Below are 3,975 nucleotides of genomic sequence, written 5' to 3'. Positions count from 1 at the left end.
ATATATTTGTAAGCTAGTATTCTTTATACTACAGTTGTTTAGTTCAAAAATTAAGATAGGAGTTATCATGAAAATTAAAAAAATAGGAATCTTATTTGCCTTTATGCTTTTGATAATGGGTGTAGCTGCTCATCCACCACAAAAAATAGAACTTAAATTCGATATTAAAACACAAGAACTTGATGCTAAAATAGATCATTCTGTTCGAGATATAAATGAACACTTTATCAATAAAATAAGTATTAAAATAAATGGTACCGAAGTCCTTTCAAAAGACTATGAAAATCAAAAGGACTTAAAATCCGATGTATATCGTTTTACATTAGAAAATGTAAAAGCCGGAGACGAAATTGAATTAACTGCCTCTTGTAATAAATGGGGTAAAAAAAGCAAAAAACTAATTGTAAAATAAATGCTTGTTTCAAAAGAGGATATTTATAAGTATATTCCGCAAAGACCACCTATGATAATGGTTGACGCACTATTGGAATGTACAGATAAGTATTATATTTCTCAATTTTGTCCCAATGCTAACAACTTATTTAATACTGATGGCTTTTTTAATGAATCAGGCTTAGCAGAAAATATGGCACAAACTGCTGCCCTTGGTGTTGGCTATTTTGCAGTAACAAATAAAAAAAAGGTTCCGCTTGGTTTTATTGGAGCAATAAAAAATTTGAGTATCTACAAAATACCTATAATTGGAGATACAATAACAACCAAAATAACGGTCTTACACGAAGTTTTAAATGCAACCATTGCTAAAGCTGAAGTGTTTTTAGAAAAAAAACAAATTGCCGAAGGTGAGTTCAAAATATTTATTAATCCGCTGTAAGAGTTCAAAATAGAAATGAAAAAAGAAGATGTACCTCAGGATGATGCCAATATGATGGAAGGTAGCCGAGAACCATGTTATGCTGTTGATGAAAATGGAAATTACACCACTGTCAAGAGTGTTGGCTGGGAGCCGAAAAACATTGTTATGCAAGATGCATGGGATACTGTAAATGAGCGTATTGAAGAAGTAAAACAGCTTGTAATAGATGGGGAACTTAGCCCAATCGCTTACTATATGGAAAAAAATCTTATGGATACTAAAATATTGGCTTCCTATGTCGGAATATGGCGATTTATTGTAAAAAAGCATTTGAAAATGAAAGGCTTTAATAAGTTGACTGATAAAGTACTGAATAAATATGCCGATACTTTTGATATAACACTGGAAACACTAAAAAACAAAGAACTTAAATAAATGCAACTCGACTTTAAACATAAACAATCTGCACATTGCGAAAATGGAGTTTCATCAAACTTATTTGCCTATTATGGCATTAAGCTGAGCGAACCTATGATTTTTGGTATTGGATCAGGATTATTTTTTTCCTATCTGCCATTTTTAAAAGTGAATCATATTCCGGTTACATCATTTCGCCCTTTACCGGGAATGATTTTTAAAAGAGCCGCTCGTCGCTTAGGTTTCAAAATGAAAAAAAAGCGTTTCTCTGATCCTAATCAGGCAATGAGTGAATTAGACGAAAAGCTTAAAGAAGGAACTCCCGTTGGAATGTTAGTCGGAGTTTATAATTTAACTTATTTCCCAAAACCTTACCGCTTCCATTTTAACGCACACAATTTGGTTGTCTATGGTAAAGAAAAGGATAATTATTTGATTAGCGATCCTATAATGGAAACGCCCACAAGCCTAACATCAAAAGAATTGAGAAAAGTCCGTTATGCCAAAGGTGTATTTGCTCCAAAAGGTCATATGTATTGGACGGTAAAAGCTCCTCAAGAAATAGATTTGGCAAAAGCTATTACTCAAGGAATTAAACAAACAGCTAAGGATATGCTCACTATTCCTATTCCATTAGTTGGGGTAAAAGGAATAAAATATTTGGCTAAACAGTTAAGGAAATATCCAAAAAAACTTGGTAATCGCAAAGCCTCACAATATCTTGGTCAGATTGTTAGATCGCAAGAAGAAATAGGAACAGGTGGTGCCGGATTTAGATATATTTATGCTGCCTTTTTACAAGAAGCATCAGATATTTTAAAACAACCATTTTTACGCGATTTATCTGTTGAAATGACTGCTATTGGAGATTTATGGAGAGATTTTGCTGTTGAAACAGCTCGTATTATTAAAAAGCGGTCGGAAGTGGAAAATCCCTACGATGGAGTAGCCGATATGCTTGTTGTAATTGCAGAAAAAGAAAAACAGATATTTCAGAAACTAATAAAACTAAAAGATGCCTAATGAAAACATTAAGACAAAAAGCTGAAATTTCTATACGTTTTAGTGAAGTAGATTCTTTACGAATTGTATGGCACGGACACTATGTAAAATATTTGGAAGAAGCCCGGGAAGCTTTTGGGAAAACTTTTAATATTGGATATAATGATGTTGAAAAAGCAGGTTTGGCAACTCCAATAATAAAGGTTGATATCGATTATAAACGGCAGCTTCGCTATGGCGATACTGCAATAGTAGAAGCTACTTATGTAGATTCTGATGCTGCAAAACTAATATTTGATTATGTAATCAAACGGAAATCAAATAATGATATAATTGCCACCGCACGAACTATTCAAGTCTTTTTATTTCTTGATAGTCGGGAATTATCATTAAATCAACCGCAGTTTATGCTTGAATGGAAAGCAAAAAATGGTTTTTAATTTATGAAGAGAGTATTTGTACACGGGTCTTATTTAATCAGCTCCCTCGGATTTGGAATAAAAGAGAATTCCACAAAACTTTTTGCAGGTAAAAGTGGGAGTGAGCTTATTTTAGATAAAAAATATTATCCAAAAACTTTCTTCGCTTCCAAGATTGATAATAAGCGTTTTAATAAAGTTTTTAAGGATTTATTTCCGGATATCAAAAATAGTTATACTTTTTTTGAGCAGTTACTTATCTTTGTTATTCAGCAAAGCCTTAAAAAATATCCTATCGATTTAAAATCAGAAGAAACATTATTAATCGTCTCTTCTACAAAAGGAAATATAGATTTACTTGCTAAAAATGAAAAAAGTAAATGGGAAGAAAACAGAGTCTTTCTTTGGAAATCGGCTCAAATAATTAAAGATTTTTTTGGTATCCAAAACAAAGCTATTGTGATTTCAAATGCCTGTATTTCCGGTGTTGAAGCCATAGGAATAGGTAGCAGAATGATCCGTGAAGGTTCTTATAAAAATATAATCGTAGCAGGAGCCGATATTCTTTCAGAATTCGTAGTTGCAGGATTCCAATCTTTTCAATCATTAAGCAGTGAGCTTTGTCGGCCTTACGATGCAAATAGGACAGGTCTTAATCTTGGAGAAGCCGCAGGGGTAGTTATTCTAACCTCAGAAGAAAAAAAATCAGATATCGAAGTCCTGGGTTCCGGGATTAGCAACGATGCCAATCATATTTCAGGACCATCAAGAACGGGAGACGGGCTTTATTTTGCTATTAAATCGGCAATTAACGAATCTTCAATAAAAGTAAAAGATATAGATTTTATATCCGGTCACGGAACCGCAACTAATTATAACGATGAAATGGAAAGTAAAGCCTTTCAATTAGCCGGATTAGAAAATACTCCGATAAATAGTTTAAAAGGATATTGGGGGCACACACTTGGTGCTGCCGGGCTTATAGAATCTATTGCTGCTATTGAAACAATGAAAAATAACCGTTTAATAAAAACCTTAGGATATGATAAACATGGCGTTTCAATTCCCATAAATATTGTAAAAGATAATCAGTCATTGCCAATTAAAACGGTTTTAAAAACAGCATCAGGTTTTGGTGGAGCTAATGCAGCAATAATTTTTCAAAAAACAGAAAATAATGTATAGTATTTCAAAGCATATATTCTTTAGTAAAAACAAGCTTCTTAGTAATTTTGAAATGCTCTATAATTTTGAAAATAGTCTTACCTTTGCTAATGTCTTTAAAACTATTTATCGGAGTATTTTCTAATCCGGCTAATT

At 32.8% G+C, this 3,975-nt stretch carries 6 protein-coding genes; all 6 read left to right on the top strand.

Translation table 11 applies throughout. The features are described from left to right. A partial coding sequence (locus J7K39_12490; protein MCD6180713.1) for a hypothetical protein occupies window positions 1-412 on the top strand: 412 nt, incomplete at its 5' end. Continuing rightward, window positions 413-835 carry a hydroxymyristoyl-ACP dehydratase gene (locus tag J7K39_12485; protein MCD6180712.1) on the top strand — a complete coding sequence of 141 codons (423 nt, stop codon included), beginning with the start codon at window positions 413-415 and terminating at the stop codon, window positions 833-835. Window positions 836-850: 15 nt separating this feature from the next. Then, window positions 851-1,252, top strand: a complete 402-nt coding sequence (locus tag J7K39_12480) for a hypothetical protein (GenBank protein ID MCD6180711.1) — start codon at window positions 851-853, stop codon at window positions 1,250-1,252. Then, a complete protein-coding gene (locus J7K39_12475) occupies window positions 1,253-2,257 on the top strand; it encodes a BtrH N-terminal domain-containing protein (protein ID MCD6180710.1) in 1,005 nt (334 codons plus the stop codon). After that, the gene (locus tag J7K39_12470) at window positions 2,257-2,676 is read left to right on the top strand and encodes an acyl-CoA thioesterase (protein ID MCD6180709.1); all 420 of its coding nucleotides are present in this window, start codon (window positions 2,257-2,259) and stop codon (window positions 2,674-2,676) included. The genes J7K39_12475 and J7K39_12470 overlap by 1 nt, the downstream gene beginning before the upstream one ends. 3 nt (window positions 2,677-2,679) lie before the next feature. Beyond that, entirely contained in the window at window positions 2,680-3,840 is a 1,161-nt protein-coding gene (locus J7K39_12465; protein MCD6180708.1) for a hypothetical protein, read from the top strand. The last annotated feature ends 135 nt before the right edge of the window (window positions 3,841-3,975 follow it).

Source organism: Bacteroidales bacterium (assembly GCA_021157585.1).
Lineage (GTDB): Bacteria > Bacteroidota > Bacteroidia > Bacteroidales > UBA12170 > UBA12170.
This window is presented reverse-complemented; position numbering and strand designations above follow the sequence as displayed.

Excerpts from the sequence above, each read along its gene's own strand:
- J7K39_12480 (MCD6180711.1), top strand. The coding sequence starts at position 851 with ATGAAAAAAGAAGATGTACCTCAGGATGATGCCAATATGATGGAAGGT.
- J7K39_12465 (MCD6180708.1), top strand. The coding sequence starts at position 2,680 with ATGAAGAGAGTATTTGTACACGGGTCTTATTTAATCAGCTCCCTCGGA.
- J7K39_12485 (MCD6180712.1), top strand. The coding sequence starts at position 413 with ATGCTTGTTTCAAAAGAGGATATTTATAAGTATATTCCGCAAAGACCA.
- J7K39_12475 (MCD6180710.1), top strand. The coding sequence starts at position 1,253 with ATGCAACTCGACTTTAAACATAAACAATCTGCACATTGCGAAAATGGA.
- J7K39_12470 (MCD6180709.1), top strand. The coding sequence starts at position 2,257 with ATGAAAACATTAAGACAAAAAGCTGAAATTTCTATACGTTTTAGTGAA.